Annotated in this window: 18 protein-coding genes; 14 read left to right on the top strand and 4 right to left on the bottom strand. The window is 39.1% G+C overall.

The genetic code is table 11. The features are described 5' to 3' along the window. Window positions 1-1,068 precede the first annotated feature (1,068 nt). A complete protein-coding gene (locus A7968_RS01740) occupies window positions 1,069-1,944 on the top strand; it encodes a DNA replication terminus site-binding protein (RefSeq protein ID WP_064664850.1) in 876 nt (291 codons plus the stop codon). A gap of 61 nt (window positions 1,945-2,005) precedes the next feature. Here the strand turns inward: A7968_RS01740 and A7968_RS01735 are convergent, their stop codons facing one another. Further along, on the bottom strand, window positions 2,006-3,220 hold the full coding sequence (locus tag A7968_RS01735; RefSeq protein WP_064664849.1) for a hypothetical protein: 1,215 nt from the start codon (window positions 3,218-3,220) through the stop codon (window positions 2,006-2,008). 773 nt (window positions 3,221-3,993) lie between these two features. On the opposite strand from A7968_RS01735, the gene A7968_RS01730 reads away from it, so the two are divergent. The 5 genes from A7968_RS01730 to A7968_RS01710 all read left to right on the top strand — a co-directional run bounded on the left by A7968_RS01730 (window position 3,994) and on the right by A7968_RS01710 (window position 13,884). Then, window positions 3,994-5,232, top strand: coding sequence for an AAA family ATPase (locus A7968_RS01730; protein ID WP_016706541.1), 1,239 nt, complete (start codon window positions 3,994-3,996; stop codon window positions 5,230-5,232). Window positions 5,233-5,247: 15 nt separating this feature from the next. Then, complete coding sequence (locus A7968_RS01725) at window positions 5,248-6,210, top strand: hypothetical protein (RefSeq protein ID WP_064664848.1); 963 nt, start codon at window positions 5,248-5,250, stop codon at window positions 6,208-6,210. Between the two features lie 415 nt (window positions 6,211-6,625). Further along, the gene (locus A7968_RS01720) at window positions 6,626-9,775 is read left to right on the top strand and encodes a DEAD/DEAH box helicase (protein WP_064664847.1); all 3,150 of its coding nucleotides are present in this window, start codon (window positions 6,626-6,628) and stop codon (window positions 9,773-9,775) included. A 547-nt stretch (window positions 9,776-10,322) separates the two neighbouring features. Then, a complete protein-coding gene (locus A7968_RS01715; RefSeq protein ID WP_064664846.1) occupies window positions 10,323-11,327 on the top strand; it encodes an FHA domain-containing protein in 1,005 nt (334 codons plus the stop codon). After that, window positions 11,290-13,884 (top strand): serine/threonine-protein kinase, encoded by a 2,595-nt coding sequence (locus tag A7968_RS01710; RefSeq protein WP_064664845.1) that lies wholly within the window; start codon window positions 11,290-11,292, stop codon window positions 13,882-13,884. Before A7968_RS01715 ends, A7968_RS01710 begins: the two co-directional genes overlap by 38 nt. On the opposite strand, the gene A7968_RS01705 is transcribed toward A7968_RS01710, so the two are convergent. After that, window positions 13,881-14,426: a hypothetical protein gene (locus A7968_RS01705; RefSeq protein ID WP_064664844.1), complete on the bottom strand. Its 546-nt coding sequence runs from the start codon at window positions 14,424-14,426 to the stop codon at window positions 13,881-13,883. The genes A7968_RS01710 and A7968_RS01705 overlap by 4 nt on opposite strands. Before the next feature lie 210 nt (window positions 14,427-14,636). Between A7968_RS01705 and A7968_RS01700 the strand changes: the two genes are divergently transcribed. From A7968_RS01700 to A7968_RS01685, 4 genes are all read left to right on the top strand, one after another. Next, the gene (locus tag A7968_RS01700) at window positions 14,637-16,106 is read left to right on the top strand and encodes a DNA recombination protein RmuC (RefSeq protein WP_064664843.1); all 1,470 of its coding nucleotides are present in this window, start codon (window positions 14,637-14,639) and stop codon (window positions 16,104-16,106) included. 9 nt (window positions 16,107-16,115) lie between these two features. Then, window positions 16,116-16,427, top strand: coding sequence for a cupin domain-containing protein (locus A7968_RS01695; RefSeq protein WP_064664842.1), 312 nt, complete (start codon window positions 16,116-16,118; stop codon window positions 16,425-16,427). Window positions 16,428-16,537: 110 nt separating this feature from the next. Further along, the gene (locus A7968_RS23490) at window positions 16,538-17,452 is read left to right on the top strand and encodes a hypothetical protein (protein ID WP_227008951.1); all 915 of its coding nucleotides are present in this window, start codon (window positions 16,538-16,540) and stop codon (window positions 17,450-17,452) included. Window positions 17,453-17,464: 12 nt separating this feature from the next. Continuing rightward, a complete protein-coding gene (locus tag A7968_RS01685) occupies window positions 17,465-18,043 on the top strand; it encodes a DJ-1/PfpI family protein (protein WP_064664841.1) in 579 nt (192 codons plus the stop codon). On the opposite strand, the gene A7968_RS01680 is transcribed toward A7968_RS01685, so the two are convergent. Next, a complete protein-coding gene (locus A7968_RS01680; RefSeq protein ID WP_064664840.1) occupies window positions 18,040-18,930 on the bottom strand; it encodes a LysR family transcriptional regulator in 891 nt (296 codons plus the stop codon). The two genes, A7968_RS01685 and A7968_RS01680, sit on opposite strands and share 4 nt — an antisense overlap. 95 nt (window positions 18,931-19,025) lie before the next feature. Between A7968_RS01680 and A7968_RS01675 the strand changes: the two genes are divergently transcribed. The 4 genes from A7968_RS01675 to A7968_RS01660 all read left to right on the top strand — a co-directional run bounded on the left by A7968_RS01675 (window position 19,026) and on the right by A7968_RS01660 (window position 23,540). Beyond that, window positions 19,026-19,517: a DUF2938 domain-containing protein gene (locus A7968_RS01675; RefSeq protein ID WP_244270397.1), complete on the top strand. Its 492-nt coding sequence runs from the start codon at window positions 19,026-19,028 to the stop codon at window positions 19,515-19,517. Window positions 19,518-19,526: 9 nt separating this feature from the next. Continuing rightward, the gene (gene tmpT, locus A7968_RS01670; protein ID WP_064664838.1) at window positions 19,527-20,168 is read left to right on the top strand and encodes a thiopurine S-methyltransferase; all 642 of its coding nucleotides are present in this window, start codon (window positions 19,527-19,529) and stop codon (window positions 20,166-20,168) included. A gap of 93 nt (window positions 20,169-20,261) precedes the next feature. Further along, on the top strand, window positions 20,262-21,059 hold the full coding sequence (locus A7968_RS01665) for a DODA-type extradiol aromatic ring-opening family dioxygenase (RefSeq protein WP_084448020.1): 798 nt from the start codon (window positions 20,262-20,264) through the stop codon (window positions 21,057-21,059). Window positions 21,060-21,197: 138 nt separating this feature from the next. Next, window positions 21,198-23,540: a S9 family peptidase gene (locus A7968_RS01660; protein WP_064664836.1), complete on the top strand. Its 2,343-nt coding sequence runs from the start codon at window positions 21,198-21,200 to the stop codon at window positions 23,538-23,540. A gap of 218 nt (window positions 23,541-23,758) precedes the next feature. On the opposite strand, the gene A7968_RS01655 is transcribed toward A7968_RS01660, so the two are convergent. After that, window positions 23,759-26,017 carry a TonB-dependent receptor gene (locus tag A7968_RS01655; RefSeq protein ID WP_167542948.1) on the bottom strand — a complete coding sequence of 753 codons (2,259 nt, stop codon included), beginning with the start codon at window positions 26,015-26,017 and terminating at the stop codon, window positions 23,759-23,761. Window positions 26,018-26,056 lie beyond the last annotated feature (39 nt).

Genomic DNA, 26,056 nt, shown 5'->3' with positions numbered 1-26,056 from the left:
TATGAGATAAATATTATTGAAATTCGCTGATCAGTAATCTGTTTTTATCATTTTATTTCCAGCTGGAAATTACTTATAAATCATTAATTTTAAACAGATAAACTACTCTCCCTGATTATACTGAGCATGCCTTACCAAACATGCATCATTACAGATACATAAAGAACACATCATACTTGAATAATTGACGGCTGTACTCTAAACTTTACAGTTAATTATAAAAATTATAAGTTATCAAGTAGCTGGTTTTTATTTTATGTGCTATGAGCTAGCGTTAAGTATCCTCAGGGCAAACTCTTTTGCTAAGGAGGTACTTAATTAATGAACGGAATATTTGGTTAGAGCATAGCTAACGGATGATCTAAAATGGAGTTAGCCATAATTGTTGTTTGACATAGCAGCACTTTTAAACCTCCTCTAATTGCCGTTAAATTTTTAATCATCGTTCCAACTTAGTTATGCTGTAGGTCAGAACTTACTGAACTAAAGAATGAATATGATCTTCATCCGTCCCAAATTGTAATAATTAGATTTTGTAATGTTTCTATTTGGTACTAAATTTCTGTTACTACCCTAGCAACTCTTAAATTACAAACTGCTCTTGGATATTTTGCAGGGAGCAGTGATAAAGTAAAGCTGTAACATTGTGTCTTGAGTCGTAGTAATTCGCTCATCACTATACTCAAGCGCCAGGAATAAGCCCGAAGATATTTTAAGTTATAGAGGCTATGTAACTTAATATAATTTCGCAAGACCGTTTTAATTGATTGGTAGAGGTTTTACATCCAATGTGTCATTTAATTACCTTAGCTAATGCCAAAACACTAGAGATTTGCTTAATGTGCAATGCACTTAACTCAAAAGAAGAACAAATTAATGCGCCTACAAACTATAGATATAGAAACAAACACATAAAAGAACACATCATACTCAATGTGCTAATAATTTAAACTTAGCCCCGAGATAAACTTAGCTAAATATAACCAAAAGGAATGTGCGGTGATTAAATATAGAAAATATTTTTCACTATGGTAGACTAGCTGTATCAAATTAGTATGATGTGTTCTTATGGTAACTAAAGTACAAATTCGCAGTCAGTTCGACTTACTTAGTGATTTAACAAACTTATTTATTGATGATCTTAAATCCTGTGGCTACAAAAAGGCTGAATATTATCAATTACCTGATATTGAAAGTCGGGATGAAAAAGTGATTCCCCAATCTATCAGTGTTAAAAAAATAACTGGCGATGAAGCCCACAGAGCAATATTAAATTCGTTTACAGATATATATAAAAAAACTGACCTCAGTAGTCGTGTTTTAAAGCGCCACCCAGGTCTATTGGTTATTGATAATGCAGATCAAAGACAACTCGTTGCGCGGATTCAACAATTAAATAAAGCAAAAGCTTCATTTAAAGATTGTATTTTAGCAATCGATAATAATGATGCTCGCTTTGAAGCTGTACACAATGCGATTCCAAATTTAATAACACTAGCAGCATATCGCAAAGTGCACTTTGAAATTGACTCCCCTTTTTCAGTTCGCTTTACTTGGATGCATAAGCATGCGACCAAAACGCTGACTAAAAAAATGGCTCTCGCCATGCTCGAAAAATCCGCAGGTTACTCTAATCCTCGGATGATAGACCAACACAGCTGGCAAGCTCTTGTTGCTCAAGAACAATCAAGAGTTGCAAGTTTAGGTGATAAAGAAAAGTTAAGAATTCGCCGGCCAACTCGCGTAAGCCCTCAAGTGAATGTTAGATATACAGCACAAAACCGTTATCATGTAAGTGCAGCATTGCCCTTTATTTTGATTAATCCTGAACCAGATGTAAAACTCGGCACTTTGTCAGATTATCAAAAACCTGAAAGCCACCCGCGAAAACGTGAATATGATTTTCTTGTTGATAGGCTTTATTTAGAACAAGTTGATAAGTGATTATGTTAAAAAGGCCGCTATATAGCGGCCTTTTGGTAAATTATACTAGCGTGAATTAAAATCAATCTTCTACAATAGCTTCAATTTTATCTTCATCAATTAAGACAGCATTCTCAACAATACGTTTTCCACCTTGGATCTCAATTCGTTTGTTATGCTTGTTCAACGTTAGTATTTCATCACAGAACTGATCAGATGGATGCATTTCATAGGTATAGTCAACAATGTTACCTGTTTTATCATCTTTAACATTAGTGATGCTGTATTCTGAAATTGCACCTTTCTCAATTAAATCTTTCATTGTTGTTGTCATATCACGACGCAGTGCTTTTAATTTATTTTCTGTAATATCATCGGTCGAATATATTGAACCATATTTTTCCATAATAGAAAGTAATCTAAAATGATATGTTTTACCTGGTGCAGCATAGCGCCATAAATGATAAAGGCGAAGCATCATCCAACGAGATAATCCGCGTTTTAATTCTTGTGCACTATTGAAGTAATAACCTTTGTATTCAAGATTATCGATCATGTTATGCACAAACGCATTCAAACATGCCACACATTTTACGTTCCCGCCCTGCCCTTTCTTTCCACTAAAGTGAAGAGATGACAAAAAGTTCATGTTTGATTCGTAAAATGAATCATCGATATCTGTATTTTTTGTATCTGTCGCAGAATATTTAAAAGATAACTTCGAACCTTGTAATGCTTCTAATGCTTCTTTGATTTGCGGGTAAGGCATCGATTGCCCAACAGCCTTAAGTTCCTGAGCTAATTCGTTCATCGAAAAAACCACAGCATATTGAATACCGGACTTAAAATTAATTTTTACGATTTTACCTTTTGATGCTAAACGAATAAGAGCACGTTCAACTTTTTCTTCGCGATCTGATGGCCAAACTAAATATTCAACATCCTCACCATCTTTGCGGCTACTGACTACAGCAGGTGTAATTTTAATTTCACCATCATATAAAATTCCATCAACTTTCTCTGATATTTTCCGAGTGATGATGGTTTTTTTTGGTGCTTCTTCTAAAGGTAATTTTTTATGACCTGAGCGAACAAAGCGTCCCCATAAATCATAATGATTAAATGTATTTGAATAGGCTCGTAAACCATGCGCTGCATTTTCTATTGATACACGTACATCTTTATTATCTGTAAATAATGCGAGGCTTTCGTTATCAATTGCACTTTCCACCCCGTGGATCTGGCCCCGTAATGTATCGGGCAAGTTATCTACCGAGATGTTGACCTTTCGGTTCATTGTTCTTATTTCCAAATTTGTTGCGACAGTTAATAACAACACATTAAACTGTAAAAGTTAAATGTTTAAGTTAGTATAAACTTGATCTGAGTTTAAAATATATTTTCAGATCACTTTTTTACTAACATAGCATGATCTTTGACGTTTTGAGATCACTTTTTTACTAACTGAGGGGTTATAAGTCTAATTTTTACTAACTCAACTAAAATATTGTCCGTCTTTTTTCATTTTTTACGATTAAACACACGACATAATTATGTTTTTTCTTACTAGGCTGTGGATAATCAGCAGATCAGTTAGCATAGATCTGATCTATACCTACTACAGATCAGATCTATACTAATTAAAGCCACTATATTTACAGATAGATGGTGGATAACATCTTAATTTACTTAGTAAAAAACTGATCTAAACGACACTTTTTGTGCATAATACTGTGCTCAAGCTGTGTATAACTCAATTATTAAATTTCCGGTAAGTAAAATAGTGATCTGCCAGTAACTAAAGATCTGATCTTAACTAAGTATAAACCTGATCCACTTTTTTTACTATTGTTTATATATTTCATGAGGTTATATTCATATTTTAGCCCCTTAACCTTTACTACCTTATATATTTAACCACCTTTAAACTTCTTTATTTATACTAAGCGATATTAAGTCTTCAATAGGTTTTTTTAATGTCTTGTTATTAAAAGTGATGTCGTCATAAATAGTTGTTTACAGTCATTTGAATGGACATTATACTAAATGCCTAACTTTGAGGAAGAAAGTATGTCAATTCATAATAATGCGCTCTCCACCTATCGGCTTTTAAAAGCAACTGCAGAAGTAGCAGAAAAATCATTAGCAGGACGTATTCAGCATTATCGTGCCCATTTAAAATCAGAAGAAAAAGAACTACGCACCTATACCCAAAAGGCAGCAGCTGATCTGTTAGGCTGTAACAACCGCACTTTAAAACGCCGACATGACAATGGCGATTTTGACGAGTTAAATATCAAACGCGGTGCTAATGGTCATTATGCGTATACCCTAGTTAATATCTTTGCAATGGCAGATATCATGGATATTCAGCCAGATCATCGCAATGTTGACGATAAATTACAGGTTATTGTGATCAATTCGTTAAAAGGCGGCTGTGGTAAAACCACCAGTATGGTAAATATTGCAGCTGCGTTAGCAACTACAAATATTAAGCGTTACCGCATCGGTATTATCGATTTAGATCCACAAGGCTCTTCTTCAAGTTTTTTCCCACCTAGCGAACCTGAACCAATTACGGTTGGTGATTTAATGCGTGATTGTATTGATTTAGATGCGGATGAAACCTGGCAACAACTTGTTACGAATGCTTTTTTACCTACGCATATTCCAAATATCCGAATATTACCTTCTGGTATGGATGATTTTTATTTTGAGCATGAAACAGCGACCTTGTTAAAAGATAGCTCAAGTTATGATGTTACTCGTCATTATCATAAATTACTCGAAAAAGTCATTGAGCCCGTCAAAGACCAATTTGATATTATCTTAATTGATACAGCTCCTTCTCTTAACTTTATGTTTTATAACGCTTTAATGGCTTCTACTGCCATGCTAATTCCTGTTCATCCAGAAGCTGTAGACTTTGATGCGAACAATAAATATCTTAAACGCTTAGGTGAAATTTATCACACAGTGGCTTCTTTAGGCCATGAAGGCTGGGACTTTATGCAGTTTTTAGTCACTAATTACGTTAAAGGTAACCACTCACAACGTGACATTGTTAAAGATGTTCGTAGTGCATTTGGTCGTCAAGTGATGAGTTACCCTATTAACCATAGTTCAGCTATTACAGCCAGTTCATCATCATTTAACACCATATTTGATCAAAAAACATCGGATAGTCTTGCCAGTCGTGAGTCTTTACTGCGCGCACAAGAAAATATTAAGGATGTTGTCGATGAACTTGAAATGTTGATCCGCTCAAATTGGCTTTCAACCCAATCTCAATTGAATGAACCTAAGTAAGGTAGTTAACAAAAAATGGCTAAAAAACGTAAAAATGACACCAGCTTAGATCCTTTTGCAACTTCAATTGGTAGTAGTAGCTTAGATGAATTACTGGAGCAAGCCAGTGCTGGTGATGTGATCAAAATGCCTGCACCGAGTGATCCAACTCGCCAGATCACCCTTATTTGTAAAGTGATCCCTCATGCAGAAATTGAAAGTAGTACGAAGGTCTATGCTAAAAATCGTCGTGTTCAAATATTACTGAATGAAAAATCAGTTGCTGATATCCTTCCTGCTATCAGCGAGGATGGACGCAACCAACACCCAGCCCTGTGTTGGGATAAAGGTGACGAAACACTCGTACTGGCAGGCTCACGTCGCCGTATGGCCTGTATTTTAGGTCAAGCTGATTATATGGTGTTGAGTTCAACTGATTTCACCGAGCAAGATGCTAAGATTTTAGCTATTTCATCGGATCAATATATCGCTCCAAGCTTATGGGAACTCGGCCAAGCTTACCAACAGACTAAAGATGAGTTAGTTGAGCAAGGCAAAAAAGGCTCTTACCGCGAAGTAGCTGCGATTGAAGGCGTATCTCATACAGCCATTGCCGATGCAATTAAAGCGTACGAGAAGCTTCCTGCAACAGTGCTTTCGCTCTACCCAACCGCGAACCATGTTGGCCGTGAAGTTGCTAAAAAATTGATTGCAGCTAAAGAGCGAGACGAACATGCCTTTAATCAGCTGGTTAATCATTTAACGCATGATCAAAGTTTAGAAGAAATTACTGGCGATGATAAGCGTGCAATGGCGATCACTAAGCTACTTACTGCTGAGCCACAATCAGCACAACGCCGCGAAGCATTGTTAGAAAATGACTATATCAGCGTACAACGCAACTTAAAAAGTGGTGATGTTTCCATTAAAATTGACAATAAAGTGATGACTGACAAGCGCTTAGAGCAGTTAACTAAGCTTTTGAATGCTTTTAATTAGTTGATAAAAATCTGATCTAAGGGTGCTATCAAGTTAGTAATAATCTGATCTCAACCCTCATTTTGTTAGTAAAATAATGATCTGAAATGTTTAAAGCAGAGCGTTTTTAACGTGCAGATCATTTTTTTACTAACTTACTCCCCTTATTTTCGCTTTTTGCAAGTTGATAGCTCTTTGCTTAGTAAAAATATGATCTGTAAAGCCCCCTTATTTCTAGTGAGTTGTTTATAACTTGTGTGTTAGTTGTTGGTTAATTGTGATTAACTACAAATCTACTCAGTTATCTATGCCGAGATCATTTTTTTACTAAGCTGGCAGCTCCAACCAGTCCGATTAAACATATTAATGCTTTAGCTCAGTGAAGATAAATCATATACTGGTAAAATTATTTTTGATTTTTACTGCCTTGAGCAATATGTCTGCTAACTTATCTAAGAATGACTTACTCGCTATTTTTGAAGAGATAAAACAAGAACAAGCGACTCAATTCCCTTTATCTGAACGGTTTATTAAGCAACTGTTTAAACCGCATGTGCTCAGTAAAGCAAAAGAGTATGTTGCGAACGGTCAGATTAATTGGTTAGAACATAATCATGATTTTTCCGTGATTGATGCGTCGATGTTCGGTAACCAAGGCAGCACGTTTACCCAGCATATTGAAATCAGAAAATTAGCTAATGGCTTTGCAGTTGACCGCCATTGCTCATGTGATGCCAAAACTAATTGCCGTCATTTAGCTGCAGTGCTATTGAAGCTGAAAATAGATCACTCAGGTGATTATGGCCAAGATTACATAATGAATGATTGGTTTGAAGAGCTAACAACACTTAAGCAAACCCAGTCAGCAGAAGCTAAAAATGTACTATTATTTGTACTTGATGTAGAAAACAATCGGGTTATCTTAACACCTAAAATTGCCGCATTTTCTATTGACCATAATTATACCCTTGGCCGCAATTTAACTGACCAACAGCTCAATAGCTTTGTTACCCCAACAGATTTGCTTGAAACGGATTTTCGTTTGTACAGTTGGATTCGTTCGCAAAATGCTCTAGGTAACTTAGAGCTTAAAGGGCAATGGGGTTTTAATGCATTACAACAGTTACTGAGTTCTCAGCGTTTATTCTTTGGCCGCTCTCGTCAAGCAATTAAAGCTGATAGCGCAGAGGATCTTAGTTTTTCATGGTCGCATAAAAACGATCTTACGCAATTAAATGTTCGCATAAGTAGCAGAGAATCATGGTTGTTACTGAAAACCACACCGCCTACTTATCTTGATACTGAACAATTGCGGATCGGTCGTTTACGTACACCATTGAGCGGCGAAGAAGTTGCGCATATACGTTCTATTCCTGCAATTCATACCGCCAACTTTGACCGAGTGTATAAACAATTAGCGGCTAATTTTGGCGATGGCGTTATCCCTCATTATCAACAATCAGAACGAAAAAGAATAAAGCGTGTTGCCGATGCATCAGCTGTTGTTGAAGTTAGTAATAGTAATAATGATTTAAAACTAATACTTAACTTCAATTATCAAGATCAGCATTATGCTCCTAATGCGGCTCCTGCGCATCTGCTTAATGCCTCGCTTGAGAATACAGTGAATACTGAGCTTACAAACTTAGGTTTTACGCTATGTAAAGGGGCTTTACAGAATGAGTTTATATTTAATAAACAATCAGTTATTCATCAGCATTGGTTTAAATATGAAGTTATTCCAAGCCTTAAACAGCGTGGTTGGAAAGTAACAGACAAAAAATTAGTCGTTAAAAAAGCAATCAGTAGCGTTAATTTAGAGGTTAAGCGCGGTAAAGGCCATCAAATAGTTAGTAAAATATTGATCCCAGGAGTCAAGGCTGCAATTGTACTAGCCAATGATAACCCTGAATTTGAATCATTAAATCGCCAAAGCGAGCACTTTTACTATTATGCCAATGGTAAAAATTTTGCTGTGATCAGCAAAGCTGCTTTTGATGCCTTAGTCGATTTTAAGCAACGCTTTGAGTTTGTGAAAACCCGCGACGAATTGTTAATGCCGCTATCTTTCTTAGTACATTTAATTGATTACAGTAGTTTAGAAGTTACCTTAGTTGATGATAACTTAGAATCTTACCTCGCGGAGCTGACTAGCGATAATAATACAGAGGTTACGCAGTTACATGGCTTAAATGACGGTGTGCAATTGCGTGAATACCAACAGCAAGGTGTGCAGTGGTTGCAGTTTTTAAAGCGTCATCAACTGGGGGGGATTTTGGCTGATGATATGGGGTTAGGTAAAACCCTGCAAGTAATTGCATTTTTAGCAAATGCACGACAACGGGAACAAGTTGGCCCTACTTTAATAGTCTGCCCGACGAGTCTTGTTAGTAATTGGCAAAATGAAATGAACAAATTTGCCAGTAGTATTAAAGTTACCACTATTTTTGGTTCTGCCCGTGTGGAGCAATTACAGCATCTAGCTCAGGCTGATTGTATTTTGACAACTTACCCACTGTTAAAGCGTGATATTGCTTATTATGCGCCGTTATACTTTGAAAACATTATTCTTGATGAAGCACAATATATTAAGAACGACAGCGCGCAAGTAACCCGTTTAGTTAAACGTTTAAACGCACAATTTAATCTTTGTTTAAGCGGTACACCAATTGAAAATAACTTGTTTGAGTTAAAATCATTGCTTGATTTTGCTATGCCTTCATTACTTGGCTCGCAAACTCACTTTAAAGAACATTTTCAAACACCGATTGAGCGAGATGCTGATGTACAGCGCGCTAATGAACTTAAATCATTAATTTTACCTTTTATTTTGCGTCGCACTAAAGCCGAAGTTGCCCAGGAACTGCCTCCTAAAACGGAGTTAATCAAAGAGTTTGAATTTGAAGCCGAGCAGAAAGAGCTTTATCAAAGCATTACTCACTCCCTAGAAGAGAAAATGGTTGATTTGTTTGCCTCGCAAGGCGCGCAAAAAAGCAAGCTAATGTTTTTAGAAGCACTCCTGAAATTACGACAAATATGCTGTCATCCACGTTTAATTGATGAAACTACAGCGGCCAGAAGTGCAAAGCTTGATTGGTTAAGTAAGCATTTACCGGTAATGTTAGATGAAGATCGTAATATCATTATTTTTAGCCAGTTTACTTCAGCCCTCGATATTATTGCTGAACAATTAACTGAACTAGATATCAACTTCAGCCTATTGACTGGGCAAACAAGGCATCGCGATAAAGTGATTGCTGAATTTACCAGTGGCCAAACCTCGGTGTTTTTGATCAGCTTAAAAGCCGGTGGAACAGGGCTTAACCTAACCCAAGCTGATACCGTGATCCATTTTGACCCATGGTGGAACCCAGCTGTTGAAAAGCAGGCGACAGATCGCGCATATCGCATTGGTCAAACTAACCCTGTGTTTGTTTATAAATTAATTATGGCAAATTCAATCGAGCAAAAAGTATTTAAAATGCAGCAACATAAGCAAGCCTTAGTAGATGCATTATTTACTGAAAAATCAATGAGTTTTACTAAGTTTGATGAAGAGCAAATGCTATCTTTAATTAAAAATTAGAATTATCTTTAAAAAAAATCTATTTCTTTTTGAACTAAATTTAATTACCTACGTCTATTATTATGCTTGTTGTTAAATTGCAGTTTGCACAGGCATCATGTTGATTTCCCATTTGGTTACTAAATTTAGTAATGATTGAGCCAGCCCACTTTGAGCTGGCTTTTTTTATACCTACAAAAAAATGATCTTTTTTGAAATTATTTTTGAACTAAATTTAATTCCCCGCGTCTACTATTATGCTTGTTGTTAAATTGCAGTTTTCACAAGCATCATGTTGATTTCCCATTTGGTTACTAAATTTAGTAATGATTGAGCCAGCCCACTTTGAGCTGGCTTTTTTTATGCCCGCCCTGTAATAACACGTAATATTTATTTAATCATTTTGTCGCTAAAATACTATTGTCAGTAGTAATAATTGCTTATCTGCTTGTTTTGCAAAACAAATGTTAATTTTTTGTGTTTTTCTTCTTTTGTTTGTGTCTATTGTTATAAAATCATAGTAATATCAACGATTAGACATGTACCTAATTATTTAAGGGTATTGAAAATGGCTTATTTATTAAATAAAGATTCAAATGAATGTTGCTTTTTATATGCGCACCATAGCTTTGGCCGTTTTCAGTACTCGGTTGATACTTTAGTTAATGATCTGAGTGTATCTAAAATCCACGCCATCACTGAATGGCTAAACGGGAAATGGTACATCAGGGATTTAAGCCTCAATGGGACTTGGTTAAATCATAAGCGATTGCAAAAAGATAGTGCTGAAGAATTACACATCGGCGACAAAATTTATTTTGCAGGTAACTCTCAAGTTACTTATGTGGTTAAGGACTTAAGCGCGCCCGTTGATCAACTGGTCAAATTGGACGCTCAGCAAAAAAAAACCACAGAAACTATCGTACTTAATAATTATCACTTATTACCGGCTGAGCAACCTGAATGGGCCATTATTTATCAGCCAAACAGTGGCCAGTGGTATCTTGAATCATTGCATGATGATGAATTTACCACGCGTGAAATGCTCCAAGATAATAGTGTAATTAGCGTTGCTAATGAACAATGGGTTTTTCTTTCCAGCCATTTGGAAGTTGACACCCAAGTGAGCAGTGTGCCGCAGCTGTATATTAATGAGTTAGATTTCATTTTTAATTTAAGCTTAGATGAAGAAACCTCAGAGCTAAAAATCCATCATCATAATAAGGACGTTGATTTACATGTTCGCTGTCATCATTACCTGACCTTAAACTTGGCCAGATACCGTGCTGCGGATGCTAAAAAAGGCGTGTTGCCGGCGAATCAAGGCTGGGTCAATACAGAGCAATTAGTGAAAGATTTAGGTGTTGATATGCGCTATTTAAATATTCAAATCCATCGCGCTAGAAAGCAATTTTCAGAGGTTTTGACTAATGTTCATGATGCTGAAAATATAATTGAAAGGCAACTGCGAAAAGTGCGTTTTGCTGGCGCATCCTTTATGATCTATAAAGGGTGCGAATTAGAGAGTACCTCGGATGTCGCTAGAACAAGAAAAAACAGTATTACAATTTAACAAAGTAACAGCCAACTACAAATTAATAAAGTTACTTAGTCAAGGAGGAATGGGATGTGTTTATTTAGCTGAAGACATCCGTTTAAAACGCTATGTGGCGATCAAGTTCTTAAAATTAACTGAGTCTACAGCACAGCTTAGCGATCCTTTAGTTGAAGCTCAGCTACTTGCTCGGCTCAATCACCCTAATATAGTGCAAATTCATGATGTATTGCTGTACGACAAGCAAATTTGCATTGTCATGGAATATTTAAAAGGCAAAACCTTACAACAATTTCAGCATCAACATATTACGACCTTATCTGAAAAGCTAGCTCTACTGGCGCAATTATGTGATGGCTTAGTACATGCTCATTCAGAGGGAGTGATGCATTGTGATTTAAAGCCTGCAAATATCTTAATAGATAAGCAAAAACTAAAAATTACCGACTTTGGCATAGCGACACTACAAAGTGACCCTGCTAATCAGCAAACTGAGATACCAAGTTTTGGCAGTGCCAGTGCGATGTCGCCAGAGCAGCTAAATAAACAACCATTAGATTTTCGCAGTGATCTATTCTCTTTTGGCATGCTTGCTTTTCAATTTATCAGTGGCCGTCATCCATTTGGAAATGGCTCATCGCAAGCTATCGCACACAACATTAGCAATACTAAAGCTATGGATGCCTACGAGATCACGCCTAAGTTACCTAATGAGCTATGTGATTTGCTTAATCAGTTATTGCAGCGTAAAAAAGAGCGTCGCCCTGCTGATTCCGCCACAACTGCCCGTAAACTGAAAAATGTGATAATAGCGCTAACACAGCAAGAAATTTTGGCACAAGCCACGCTACCAATTGAACAGCTAGCCAAACCGAAAAAAACAGCTAAAAAAATCTTATTAATTTCACTATTAACGTGTGCTTTATTGGTTGCTGGCAGTTTGATATATCAATTTAAATTACGCCAAACTAGTGAACATTATGTGGCGTTTTTACCACCGGTTGTTAAATCAGCAGGGCTTTTACCTGCCGATACAAGCATGCTTAAAGCGACAATTGATGATGCTGTCAGGCAAGGAATTATCAATAGTAAGCGGTTAAATCTAATTTCCCAAGATGAAATCACAATTATAGAGCAAGGTGCTAACGCTGATCTTACATTTATTGAGAAGTTAACGAAGTTAAATCAAGCTACCGGTATACAAGAAGTCGTAACGGCAGAACTTAATTGCATGCAACCGCAATGCTATTTAACACTCGTGCGTTTAGAGGCACCAAAGTGGTCGGTTAAAGCACGCAAACAATGGCCTATTGTGATTGATAATTACAGTCAAATGTATCATTTGAGCACCCAGCAATTGACGGCGTTATTCCCTGATTTTGATAGCAAATATATCCCCTTGGCAAAGCTCAGTGATGACGTGCAACAACAGCATATTGAGTTGTATCAACACGTTCAGTTAGCGGGTGAATATAGCGATGAGTTACTTAATCAAATATCCCAAGCGATTGAATTAACGCCTCAGCTATATGCTAATTATGAATTACTTCGTGAAGTCGCGCTTGGCTTATATCAACAATCGCAGCAAGCTGATTATTTAGAGGTTGCTAATAAGCTGTTGTTTAATGCTCCTGCTGAGTACCAAAATACCCCCGCCTTTGCGAAGAACGCTATGCTTATAGCGGTTGCTAAGCAAGACTGGAACGCAGCTAAACAGTATTTAACTAAAGCTGAGCAAGTGGGTGCCAGCCCGTTAATGCTTTATGAGTTGCAAGGGTTATTATATTTACAGCAAGATCAATTAGCTGAGGCGCAACACGCTTTTGAGTTAGCGTTAAAAATACGTGCCAACCCAAGAATTAAGCAGAACTTAGCGCAAGTGTTGTGGTGGCAAGGTAAAATAGTTGCAGCCAAAAAACTTCTTAATGAGGTGATTAGTATCAGCCCGCAAAACTATATGGCCAACCAATTACTGGCTGATATAGCGCTAACTGAAGGCGATCTAACAGTTGCCATCAAGCAATATAAACAGGCTATAGAGGTTAAGGCAGATAGTATTGATTTAAGTAATTTAAGTATTGCCTATTCTTTACAAGGAGAGTTTGAGCAAGCTTTAATCGTTGCCCAGCAGGCGGTTAATATGAACCCTGGGCATGTTAGTTTTCGGCTTAATTTAGCCGATATTGAAAAATCCCTAAAGCTCAGTGAATCTTACCCAGCTAATTATTTAAAAGTGATAGAGCTTACGCAATCACAGCAGACGCTTGATAGCCTTTTAGAAGCGGCGCAAGCTTACAGTCAAATAGGTGAAGCTAAACTTGCATTACAAGCACTCAATAAAGCAATAAGTATCGCCGCTGATCATTACGAATACGTGTTTACCGCAGCATTGGTTTATAGTGTGATCGGTGAGTATCAGTCAGCACTTATGTACATAGAAAAATCGCTTACCATAGGCTATCACCCCATGTGGTTTAAGTTACCTTGGTTTACACCTTGGTGCCAAAAAGAAGAGTTTATTGCGTTAATGCAACAATATGACCCTTCTTTTAGCTGCCGCAGTGTTTTAAATTAAAGAGTACCTGGTCTGCGCACCACTATTTTAGGGTCTTGTGACATATAAATTTTGCCTGAAGGCACATGTTTTGCTGTATACCTAAATGAGATCGGTAAATACTCTGTTTCTTGGCCTTCTGTTACCTCAATTACTTGGTCGAGGTTATCTTTATCAGCGCCTACAAATTCATAGGTTGGTTCAACTTGGGTTATTCTTAACACTAAGGTGTCGTCATCCATGATCATTGTTGAAATATTATATTGGCAGTTGCTATCGGCGCCGCAATACTCCACGCCATTGCCGTAAAACTCCCAGTCAGCAGCGACGGTAGGATCAATATTTATAATAAGTTCCACGTACTGCTTTTTCTCAATGCTTTTGGAGTCATTTTTACCAGCGTTATTGAAATACACACTGAGAGACTCTGTTGGTGTTGTTTCACCGTTAAAAAACGTCAGCCAGCTTTCATGCGTATGTGGCAAAACGGTCAGTGTTTTAACTGAAAAGTAGTTATCAGCTTGGCATTGCACTTCAATATCGGGTGTTTTTATATCGTTCATGTGATCATTCCTTGTGTTGAGGAGTCAGTGTTTTTAATCATTCTTAATCATTGCATTTGAGTGTAGAAGAAAACTTTCTAGAAAACGAGTTTGTCCAAGTGATTTGTAATGCGATGTAATATTTTTTAGTATTCGTGATAATAAAAACAGCTATCTAGCGGGTTTTATATTCGCTATGATAAGTTGTCTTTTTGTTATTGAGTTTTATTTATGTCTATACAGTTACTTACCAATATTGATTGGCTCAATGTTGGTATCGGATTTTTAGTAGGTGGGACATTTTTAGGAATTGCTTTTAGCCAAACACGTGCACGCCTGACTCGGCAATTAAATGAGCTAGAGCAGCAACAAACTCTGTTACAAACGCAATTAACCCAGCAGCAACAACAGCATATTTCACTGCTTGATGAACACGACCTACTAGTGCAAAACTATCAAGAGCAACGCGACGAAACTCAGCATTTTAAAACCCGCTTTAGCGAACAAGAAAAGCAAAGCCAGCAATATAATCACTATTGGCGTAAGTCTGAAGCTGAGTTAACTTCATTACGTGCTGAGTTCAATGCTCGAGATGTTGAACTCAGTAGTATGCGTACTATGCTTGAGCAAAAGCAAGCACATTATGAGCAGCAGTTACAGCATATTAAAGAAAGCAAAGAGCAGCTTAAAAAAGAGTTCGAAAATTTAGCTAATCAAATCCTCGAAGAAAAATCACAACGTTTTAAAGTGCTTAACCAAGAAAGTATTGAACAGTTATTAAAACCAGTACAGGGCGAGCTAAAAGGTTTTCGCGATAAAATGGAATCAATCCATGTTGAAGACTTAAAACAACGTGCGGCGTTAAAAACCGAGCTGCTGCATTTACAAGCGAAAAGCCAAGCCATCACCGAACAAGCCGACAAGCTCAGTAACGCCCTCCAAGGACAAAAGAAAACCCAAGGTAATTGGGGCGAGTTAATGCTCGAAAACGTGTTAGACAGCGCGGGGTTGCGTGCTGGTACTGATTATAAGCGCGAGGTGTCGTTTAATACCGAAGATGGCCGCTTGCGGCCCGATGTGGTGGTGTATTTGCCACAAGGTCGGCACTTAGTGATTGATGCGAAAACCTCGTTAAACGCTTATACACGCTACGTTAATGCCGACAACGAGCTCGAAGCACAACAGGCAATTAAAGAGCATGTTGAGGCGGTTAAAGCGCGTATTAATGAGTTGGCGAGTAAATCATATGATCGCTTACCTGGACTTAACAGCCCTGAAGTGGTGATCATGTTTGTACCGATAGAATCCGCTTTTGTCGAAGCCCTTAAATACCAAAGCGATATTTACCAACAAGCGATAGAGAAGAACATTTTGGTGGCCACACCTACTACCCTCTTAACCAGCTTGAACATTGTTAAACAGTTATGGCGCTTTGAAGAGCAGACTAAATACTCAAAAGAGTTGGCTAATCGCGCGGAGCGTTTTTATAGCAAGCTCAACGGCTTTTTAACCAGTATGGAAGGCGTTGGTAAGCAGTTAGATAAAGCCAAAGAAAGTTACGATAAAGCGTTTTCGCAGTTATATCGCGGTAAAGGCAACCTAATAAAACAAGCCTCAGAGTTTAAAGAGTTGGGTGTATCAGTACAAAAAGAACTACCCGCCGAAACGTTAGAACGGGCGCAATTAGAGTTAGATGAATAAGGAAATTGTATGCAGATCATTCGTGGTAAAGAGTTCACCGCAGCAAAAGCGTGGGGAGCAAAAGATATTGCTAATATGAATGGCATCACTACCCGCTTACATTGGACTGATAAACCTTATAAGTGGCATATCAATGATGGCGAAGAAGTGTTTGTGGTGCTTGATGGAGCCGTTGAAATGTTTTACAAACAGGATGGCGAGACGCATTCAGCGGTATTGCAAAGTGGTGATATATTTTATGCCTCGGTCGGTACAGAGCATGTCGCCCACCCCATTGGCGAAGCACGTATTTTAGTTATTGAAAAGCAAGGCAGTGTTTAAGCTGCTAAATATATTTTTGCTGACATTTTACTGCTGAATTTTTTAGGCCCATTTGTATAACCTTTTACAGCACCTAGTCAGCTAGAATTGAATTGGATTAACAAATAATTATGAAAGATTTTATAAACAAAGGGATCGTTAAGCTAAAATCGACATCAGATAAACTGTTTGATGAATTCAATAAAGGCTATGTTTTAGCAAAAGAAAAAATCGATGGTCTGCCCATCTTTATGTCGTTTGAGCGCTTTGGTACGCAAACCCCTACGTCATTTGATGAAAAGCATTATTTTGTTATTCCTTTTGCATTATCTGAACATCAATTTGCCTTACACACCATGCGCTATTTGCCAAGCGGTGTACCAGAGGTTAATAACTTACCCAAGCGGCGTATTTTTCATTTTCCTAATGAGCATGCTGAAGCAGGATTGCGCCATTACATGCTAAACAGCGCTGATGCGATTATACGTGATCAAGCCGTTGGGCAAACTAACTCATTACAATCACTTGCCAACGATATTGATGCCTTAGATAAAAAACTCACCTACGGAATGCTGTTGGTTGGCGGCTTAGCAGCTATTGCAAACCCATTGTTAGGAGCGAGTATTGCGGCTAAAGCTGTGCTGCCAAGCTTCACCGGGCTACTCAATAAATATGGTGTACGTGCCTCTGCGGATAAACTGTCTCAGTATCAACTTGAAAAAGAAATCAAAGCAGCTCAAAACAGCATCATTGAAGAATTTGAGGCCGCAAATACGCTGCAATTGATCAACCCTATTTTACAAGAGTTAGAGTTAACCTTAAGAACCACTGAAGCAGAGCATGATCCTTTAAGCTCTTTTAATTTAGCTGATGGATCACTATCAGAATTTAAAGATGACAAATGGCGCGAGCTAACAGAAGTTGCTATCTGCCATGTTTATAAAGATGTTTATGATGATCCCTCATTACATAAACAAGCAAATTTAGATGCAAAAGACTTAAGGTGGTTAAAGTTAATGTTTGATTTAAATGAAGTTAAAGCATAAGGCAAACAGGTTATGAACATTGGTATTTATATTTATGATGACGCTGAGGTATTGGATTTTTCAGGGCCTTTTGAAGTGTTTAGTACAGCGAAACGATTAGCGAATAATGATTGGCAGGTGAGCCTGATTGCTGAAAGTAATACGCCAGTTATGGCGCGTGGCGGCTTTAGTGTAAACCCCCATTACAGTTTTGCCGATCATCCTCAGATTGACTTACTCATTGTTGTAGGGGGTGTGCATAGCCATGAGCTGGAAAAGCCAAATGTAATTAACTGGATACGAGAAACAGCAGCATCTGCTACAAAGGTCGCCTCAGTGTGTACGGGGGCATTTTTACTGGCCAAAGCGGGTTTATTAGATGACTTAACGGTGACGACACACTGGGAAGATCAAAGCGATCTCGCGGATATGTTCCCAGCTTTAACGGTGATCAGCAATAAACGTTGGCTGTCACAAGGTAAATTTACCACCTCTGGCGGTATTTCTGCGGGCATTGATATGAGTTTGCAGCTAGTTGCAGAATTGATAAGCCCTGAACATGCCGAGCTTACAGCAAAGCAAATGGAATATCAGTGGCATAAAAATGTTTAACCGTGCGGTAGTTGCTCCTGAATAAAAGCATGCATATAGTCGCGCAAACAAAGCGCTTTTTTACTAAGTAAACGACCACTTGACCAAATAGCATAAATTTCGCGACTGTGGCTTTGCCACATCGGCAACACCCTTACTAATTCACCCGTATCTAGCTCGTTTATAATTTCAAAACGCGGTAACAAGCCTACCCCTTGGTGATCAGCGACTTGGTATTTTACAAAGCTTGTGTCGTTATAAATACTATTAAAGCGGCACATATGCGTATAGCTTGCGCGTGTTTTTATATTGCTTAATGGCCATTTATTTCTCAGTGTTGTGCCAATTAAACGATGCTGCTTAAGATCGCTTGGCTCTGTGAGTGCTGCGGCATTGGCTAAATAATGGGGTGTTGCTACTAAAATAGAATCAGCCTGGCCGAGCTTTTTTTGCTGTAATAACGAGTCAACTTGTGGGCCTATTCTTAGTGCTAAATCGGCTTGGCTTTTAATAATGTCTTCAAGCTGGTTATTTAAAATCAGCTCCAGTTGTATATCAGGGTATTGTTTGCAAAACGACAACCACATTGGCTTTAAAAAACCATGACAAATATTAAGTGGCGCAAGTACTTTGAGTTTTCCGCTCAGTTGCTCTTTTTGCCGATTGAGTTGATGGCTGGTTTGTTCAAATTGCTCAACTAAGTTTGCGTAACTTTGATAGTAAACCTGCCCTTGCTGGGTGAGTGTGCATTGGCGCGCCGAGCGGTGTAGTAACTTTTCGCCAAGGCGTGACTCCAGACGCTGTAAGCGCCGCGTAACGGTTGCCGCAGGCAAAGATAAATACTCCCCGGCTTGAGATAAGCCACCTTGTTGCACTATATGCACAAACAACACGATATCATCTAACATAATTCCACTTTTGCAATTTAAGTTTGATTAAAGCTTTGTATTTAACGTTTTTGTAATTCTATATCATAGCGCTTAGATTTTCAGCACAGGAGAAGATGATGTTTGCAACGATTGATTGGTGGGCGGTGATAGTGATGGGGGTTGGTGCAACGGCGTTACTTGATGTGTGGGGATTATTGCTAAGCAAATTAGGTATACGTTCTTTAAATTATTGTATGGTGGGTCGCTGGTTAAGTTTAATGCGCTATGGGCAGTTTAAACACCTTGCTATTAATAATGCCGCTGCGCAGCAAAACGAATGTGCTATCGGGTGGTTTAGCCATTATTTAATTGGGGTTATTTTTGCCCTGCTATTTTTATTACTGATGCCAAGTAGCTGGTTAGCTGCGCCGAGCTTAGCCCCAGCCCTGTTGTTTGGACTAGTGAGTGTTGCTATGCCCTTTTTTGTTATGCAGCCTGCCCTTGGGCTTGGCATTGCTGCGGCTAAAACGCCCGCACCAATGGCTGCACGCATAAAAAGTATTTTATCGCATGCTGTGTTTGGCGTGGGGTTGTATCTCAGTGCAATGGTGTTATTACAGTTTTAAGGAGGCGCTATGCATGCAGAATATTGGTTAAACCGTTGGCAAAGCAATGACATTGGTTTTCATGACGGTAAAGTAAACCCTAGTTTAGATCGTTATTTTACTAACTTAAATTTACCAGTCAGTAGTCGTGTGTTTGTTCCTTTGTGTGGCAAAACAGTTGACATTCACTATTTGCTTAATAAGGACATGTACGTTGTGGGTGTTGAGCTCAGCGAGCTGGCTATTCGGCAGTTATTTATTGAGTTAGCGCTTACACCAAAAGTAACCAAGCACGGTTTGCTCACTGCGTATCAGGCTCAGGGGATCTGTATTTGGGTAGGAGATGTCTTTGCTTTAACTGCAGATCATTTAGGTCATATTGATGCAATTTATGATCGCGGAGCATTAGTGGCGCTGCCCTTCGCTATTCGTAATCAATATGCCCAGCACATAATTACCTTAAGTAATGCTGCGCCGCAATTATTAATCACCTGTGTGTATGACCAATCGCAGCGCAGTGGCACACCTTATAGTGTTCCTGCTGCTGAGGTACAAGGTATTTATGCAAAGCACTACAGCTTAAACATGCTCAGCTGTGAAAAATTAAGCCAAGGTATTAAAGGCGTTACCCCTGCAAGCATTGTGGTTTGGCTGATGAACCCTAGCCCTTAATAAATGCACTTTAGCTGTGCATTTTTGTGGCTAGTTAATTGCGATTTGTGCATGCATTATAATAACCACGTAGATCAATTAAGGGTTATTATGCTGCAAAAACCAAATGTTTTCTTTTTATCCCATGGCGGTGGGCCATTACCGCTGCTTGGTGAACCAAGCCATAAAGAGATGGTGACTTGTTTGCAATCAGTCGCGGCTAAAATCACTAAGCCTAGTGCGATTTTAATGATCAGTGCTCATTTTGAAGCAGATCCTATTGCAATTACAGCCTCAGCAACACCAAAGTTGATTTATGATTACTATGGCTTTCCCGAGCAGGCGTATCAACTTACTTACCCGTGCGCTGGCGAACCAAAGCTTGCTGAACAAGTACAGCAGGCCTTACAAAGTAACGGTATTACTGCAAAGCTTGATACCCAGCGTGGCTTTGATCATGGCATGTTTGTACCATTAAAAATCATATTTCCTGAGGCCGATATTCCATGTGTACAAATTTCGTTAAACTCGAGCCTTGATCCCGCAATGCACCTCAAAATTGGCCAAGTGTTGCAACAAATAGACTATGAAAATTTATTGATCATTGGCTCCGGTTTTACCTTTCATAATATGCAGGCTTTTTTTGCTAAACAAACAACCGCTATGCAAAAGCTCAACCAAAGCTTTGAGCAATGGTTAATTGATACTTTAGCAAATCCTAAGCTTGCAGAGCCTGAGCGCACGCAACGTTTAACTAACTGGAAACTAGCGTCAGGGGCACAATTTTGTCACCCTCGGGAAGAGCATTTACTGCCTTTGCATGTATGTTACGGCGCGGCACAACGCCGATGCGAAAGCGTATACGAGCTAGAAATTTCAGGCAAAAAGGCCAGTATGTACCTGTGGCAGTAACTTTACTTGTAGGGTTTTGGGTTTAACCCTATGCTTATTGCGACAAACGTTCAGATCTTAAAAGTAATTTTTGCTAAAGTGTTGCTAATGCGACCTGTAAATAAATACACGCTCGCTAACCCCTTTTAGGATCACTACATGAAATTACTTAAAACCTCTGGGCTGGTTTTGTCGGTACTGGCTGGGCTGTCACTGTTTGGCTGCTCTGTAACACCTGATTCTACGGCTACTACAACAATGACACAAATTAGCAATCCACTGTCGCTTGAACAAATCTATAAAGATAAATATTTCAAGGCACAGCGTAGCACTTACTTTAAATGGCTTGATGATGGCACCGGCTATACAGTGCTTGAAGAGCGTAAAAGCGAAAAAAATAAAGAAGACGATGCTGAAAAAACCAAAGCTGATGACGAAAAAGAGCACGGTGTAAAAGGCAACGATATCGTATTTTACAACGCTGATGGCACGGGCCGTAAAGTACTGGTTGAGTTTGAAAAACTACTGCCAGAAGGCGCAGACGAGCCATTTGCAATTGAAAGCTACCAATGGTCGAAAGACGGCAAATGGTTAATGGTATTTACCAATAGTGAGCAAGTATGGCGTTCACGTAGTCGCGGTGATTTTTGGTTACTTAATCTTGAAACCAATCAACTACAGCAACTTGGTGGTAGCGATGTTGAAGCTAAAAAGCTGATGTTTGCTAAGTTCTCGCCAGACAGCTCAAAAGTTGCCTACGTGCGTGACAACAACATATATATGCAATCGGTTGGCAGCAACACAGTAACAGCACTGACAACCGATGGCAGCGCTACCATTGTTAACGGCAATTTTGATTGGGTGTACGAAGAAGAATTCACTATTGCAGATGGCTTTCGTTGGAGCCCTGATAATAAATCAATTGCCTATTGGCAGCTTGATACTAGTGGCGTTAAATACTTCACTATGATCAACAATACCGATGATCTTTACCCTACTTTAAAAGAGTTTCCTTACCCAAAAGCCGGTGAAACTAACTCAGCAGTACGTGTTGGTGTGGTAAGCATAGCCGACAAACAAACGCGCTGGGCTGCGCTTGAAGGCGATAACCGTGATCGTTATATTCCTCGTATTAGCTGGGCAGGTACCGGTAAGGAATTAATGATCCAAGACCTAAACCGCCCGCAAAACCATAACAAGGTTTGGTTATTCGATTGGCAAAAACAGCAATTAACTAAAATTCTAGAAGATAAAGACGACGCCTTTATCGAATGGTTTTATAAAGCTAACTGGTCAAAAGACGGCAAATTCTTTATTTGGCACAGCGAGCGCGATGGCTGGCGTCATCTTTATCGTGTATCGCGCGATGGCAAAACCATTATCGATTTAACCCCAGGCGATTATGATATTGTAGATATGCTGGCGTTAAACGAAGATAAAAACGTGATGTACTTTACCGCCTCTCCTGAAAACCCGGGCCAGCGCTATTTATACAGCACCCCGCTTGATGGCAGCAGCAAGCCTGTACGTGTAACACCTGAAGAATTTGAAGGCTCAAACAGCTATTACATGTCTAAAGATACCTCTTGGGCAATGCACACTTACTCTAAGTTCGGTATGCCAGCAAGCAAAGAGATCATTAAAGTGAGCAGCCACAGTAATGTTAAAACCTTAGTTGAAAATAACGAGCTGAAAGAAAAGCTGGCTGAGCAAAGCTTACCTAGCCATGAGTTTTTTAAAGTGAATGCGAGCGACGGCACCGAGCTTGATGGCTACATTATGTTCCCTAAAAACATGGATAAAAGTAAAAAATACCCGATTGTTTTTTACGTATACGGTGAACCGTGGGGCTCAACGGTACAAGACCGCTGGGAAGGTAACAGTTACTTGTATAAATCATTGCTAACACAAAAAGGCTTTATTGTGGCATCGGTTGATAACCGAGGCACACGCGCACCAAAAGGCCGTGATTGGCGCAAATCGATTTATAAAAAAATTGGCTCTATCACAGTGCAAGACCAAGTCGATGCACTAGATGCCATGGCAAAACGTTGGGATGTAATAGACACCGACCGCGTAGGCGTGTGGGGCCACTCAGGGGGCGGCAGCTCAACCCTTAATTTATTGTTCCGCCATGGTGATAAATTTAAAGTGGGTATTGCTTCTGCACCGGTGCCAGATATTCGTTTATACGACACTATTTACCAAGAGCGTTATGCGGGTAACCCCAATACCGACCCAGAGAGCTACGATAACACCTCGCCGATTACCTTTGCTAAAAACCTAACCGGTAAGTTATTGCTTATCCACGGCACAGGGGATGACAACGTGCATTACCAAGGCTCAGAACGCTTAATTGACGAGCTGGTTAAGCACAACAAACAGTTTGAGTTTTTCTCATACCCTAACCGTTCTCATAGCCTGCGTGAAGGCAAAGGCACCGCCCTGCACTATCACACTATGATGGCCGAGTTTTTTGAGAAGAACTTATTGAATAAGTAATCATTCAAAAAATGAAGTTAGATACTAAAAAGCCACACGTTAGCCGTTGTTAGCGTGTGGCTTTTTTAATCAAAATGTAACAGGGGTTTACATAACGCAATTGCGAGAGAAAGTTCCAAGGTAAAACTATTGTAGGCGTAAGCTAGTTCGGGTGAATTTAAAATTATGGTGCTTTGTAAAGTGCGCCAGCTTCGGCGCACTTAATTAGTCTTATCGCCTTAGATTTTAGCGCGAATACCAAATGCAACACTTCGTCCAGGTAATGGGGTTAGTTGTCGCAAGAAGCTTTGATGAGGTCGAGCGTCTTCATCAGTAAGGTTATCAATATTAATATATACTTCACTTTCGTAGCCTAATAGATTTTGGGTCACTGAAAAATAAGCGCCTAATAAGTGATATTGTTGGGAAGCAAATTCACCTTTTGCGACTTTATCTTGTGCACTATGATGCACATAATCTAATGAAGCTGATAGCTGATCATACTGCCAATGCACCGCTAACCCTTGGCTATCGGCTGGCGTGCGCGGCATACTATCACCTTCTAAGTTACGTCGATAATATTCGGCTTCTTGATCAGGTTTTGGGTCAAAAAAGTTTTCTATAGTAAAAGGGTCATAGGTACCATCAAATTGATACACAGGGGTATTTTCTGTTGCATCGGCAAAAGCGGTAAAGGTGAAATCCCCTGCGGTTTTGGTCGCTAATGTATAACTTAATTCCACCTCAAAACCGGTGTTTTCTGTATCTGCTTGGCGCCACTCTTTTACAAACACACCACCACGATTGACCCCTGTATTACCTAAGTAAATGAAGTTTTCGTATTGATTTTCATACCAATTAGCTGTTATAGAAAAATCAGCAAAGCTAATCCCAGTACCAAATTCAGTTGCTTTATTTACTTCCATTTCAAGTTGAGCATTGCCTTGCTCTTCAATCAATAAGGCAAAATGTGGATTGCTAGCATATAGCTCGTTTACCGCAGGAGCACGCTCTGCATGAGTGTAACTGCTTGATACCCACCAACCCGTTAGAATATCAAAGCGCATAGAGGCGACATAATTGTGTAAATTAAATTCTCTGTCTGCGATAGCTGATCCCTGGCCGCGTCCTGGCTCATAGGTAGCTGGAAAGCTTGGTTCATATTCCACTTTTTCGTAACGGGCGCCAAGTTGAGCTGATAACGGCCCATAATTAGCATTTTGTAAAATATAAGCCGCACGTCGATCGCTGTTTATATCGGGTAAGTAATTATCTACGCCCCCGCCTTGGTGTTTACTGCCTTCTAATGCTAGCCCTATCATGCCAGTTAATTCAGATGAAAATTGATAATTAAGTGTAGGATTGAGTTGCCAATTAGAGAGCTCAAATGTATTAACAGATCGCTCTGCTAAGCTTTCGTCATCTAATTGATTAGTATAACGGGCTGTGATCTCACCATGGTTTAAAAAGGAGTTATCTTTAAACTCTTTTGAGTAAAGTGCATCAAAACGATATTGATCAGAGTTAATTCTAATTTTTCCCGTTTCTGCCAGCTGATCAGTACCTTTTGAAGTTAAGTGCATAAAGCCGGGAATACCACGATTTGCACGTGTATAACCAAATGAAAAACCAAGCAACTGCTCGTTTGCAAATACTTGACTGCCGCCAAAAGTAAAGCTTGTTTGGTAATTACTTGAGTTCTCTACTTTTCCTTGCAAATTATCAGAACGGTGTTCAATAATTTGCTGATCTAAAGGCGTTACATCAACATATTTAGTGCCGTTATATTCCCATTGTGGTTGACCTAATACCACTTGGCATTGCGCTTGTAATTGACTACTTAAAACTAACTCTGACCAATCATTACATGCTGGATCTTTGGCGTTTTTAGGGACCTTAAAATCCCCTCTTTCACGATGCAGTAAATTTACATTATAAGCAAAGCCTTGCTCTTGTCCTTGAAAGCGGCCTAGTAATGCCGTGCCTGTATTATAACCAGACTGTATTTCTATTTGATCGGTATAATTATGTGCACTATGCTGTAAAGGAATGCGGCCATCATCCACATCAACCAGTCCAGCCATCGCTTCGCCTCCATAAGCAACAGTTGCAGCTGCACCTTTTAATACAGTAATTCGATCAGCAAAAAAAGGCTCTATCGGCACTAGTTGGTCATCACTTACAGATGACATATCTCGAACAGGTAAACCGTTAGAGCTTATCATTACCCGTTGTCCGCCTAGACCGCGAATTTGTGGGCGCCCAGCTGATGCGCCAAAATAACTACTACTGACACCCGATATCTGCGATAAGGTATCACCTAAGGTGGGTGCCTTTTGTTGTTGGAGTAACTCTCCGGTTAACTCTGTTTTACTCATTTGCAGTGTATTTACAGGAGAATATTGTTTTGTTAATGGATTAACTTCAATTCGTTCAATCTCATTAGCATTAACACATGTACCGATAGCTAACGGCAGTAAAGCAATTTTAAATTTCATACCTTTCATCTTTATTATGTTACAACATAACAATTATAA

The sequence above is a fragment of the Pseudoalteromonas prydzensis genome, from assembly GCF_001661495.1.
GTDB classification, from domain to species: Bacteria; Pseudomonadota; Gammaproteobacteria; order Enterobacterales; family Alteromonadaceae; genus Pseudoalteromonas; species Pseudoalteromonas prydzensis.
Note: the sequence above shows the minus strand (reverse complement) of the source record. Positions and strands in the feature narration are given on the sequence as shown.